We start from the raw sequence: 1190 nt of genomic DNA on the forward strand, positions 1-1190 counted from the left end.
TGGGGTCTGGCACAAGTTCCGTGACCCGGTTGCTGACCGTGATGTCAGCGGCATGTGTTGAGATGACGGGACTCTGTTCGCCGACTTGCTGGGAGATCGTCTCGATGCCTGGTGCGTACCCCTCCTTGACGCGAGCTCTGGCCGAGGCTCTGGTCGATGTCCTCTGGTTCGTCGAAGGCTGTGAAGACGAGCAAATGGATCCAGACGACGCCGTCAAGGTCCTGGAGGGCGTCGCTCACGTCGTGAGCAAGCTGTCGCGTGAGCAGCAGGACGAGTTCCTCGGCCTACTCGCCACCATGGCCCGCGAGGAGTCTGATCCGTCGCGGCGAGCGTTTCTGGAGGAGTTCCCGGACGGCTTCGGACTGGTGGAGGGCGCGGTCTGACCGCACCCTCAGGAGAGAAGGACCCGTTTACGCAGCAGGCCGAAGCCGGCGCGGCCGAACATCTGCCGCTTGAGCATCTTGATCCGGTTGACTGCTCCTTCGACCGGGCCGGAGTTCCAGTCGGCGGTCAGTCCGGCGGTCACCGCGTCGAAGTCGCTGTTCAGGCCGACGGCGAAGCTGCTGATGCCGGGCAGGTCGGCGTCGGTGGCCTCGGTAATCCACTCGGGCAGACGGTCGCCGCTGAGGGTGGTGAGCATCTCCGCGAACGAGCTGGTCAGCTCTGCGGCGGAGGCCAGCTTCGGGCAGTGGTCGAGTACAGCCTTGCGGCGCAGCTTCTCCTCTTCGGTCAGGGTGGCGGGATGCCGGGTGAGCCAGCCGGTCACCTGTCGTATCGACAGTGGTGGTGGGGCGGGCGTGAAGCCTTCCTGCTGCGGCAGGTCGCGGCGGATCCAGTCGCGGACGGTGGAGTAGTGGCCGCGGAAGCCGCGCGCGGTGATCTCCCGGTGGAGACCGAGAATGGTCACGTGCCCGTCGGCCTCGGCCCAACGGTCGGCCAGGTAGGGCTTGAACGGGTCGAGTTTGCTGGGGAGTTGCCGCTTGCGGCCCTTGACCATGTCCTGCCAGCGGGCGGCGCGGGCGTACCTCTGCACGGTGTGCCGTCCCCAGCCCAGGTGATGGGCAACGCCCCGCAGACTCATGCCCCGGGCGAGGAGATCGTGGACGAGAGCGTGGTGAGCGCGGGCCCGTTCAGCGAACTTGCCGGTCGGCTCATCCGTTTCGGCCTCCTGGCCGGGTGCCGCCTCGGCC

The 1190-nt window shown here is 67.3% G+C and carries 2 protein-coding genes; one reads left to right on the top strand and one right to left on the bottom strand.

Annotation, left to right across the window (positions count from 1 at the left end; translation table 11 throughout):
- A partial coding sequence (locus ACZ5K7_RS48275; protein WP_468924966.1) for a hypothetical protein occupies window positions 1–383 on the top strand: 383 nt, incomplete at its 5' end.
- Between the two features lie 8 nt (window positions 384–391).
- Here ACZ5K7_RS48275 and ACZ5K7_RS48280 read toward each other — a convergent pair.
- Window positions 392–1190: ISL3 family transposase (locus ACZ5K7_RS48280; protein WP_468924968.1), on the bottom strand; the 799-nt coding region annotated here is incomplete at its 5' end.

The sequence above is a fragment of the Streptomyces sp. NPDC031497 genome (assembly GCF_055580905.1).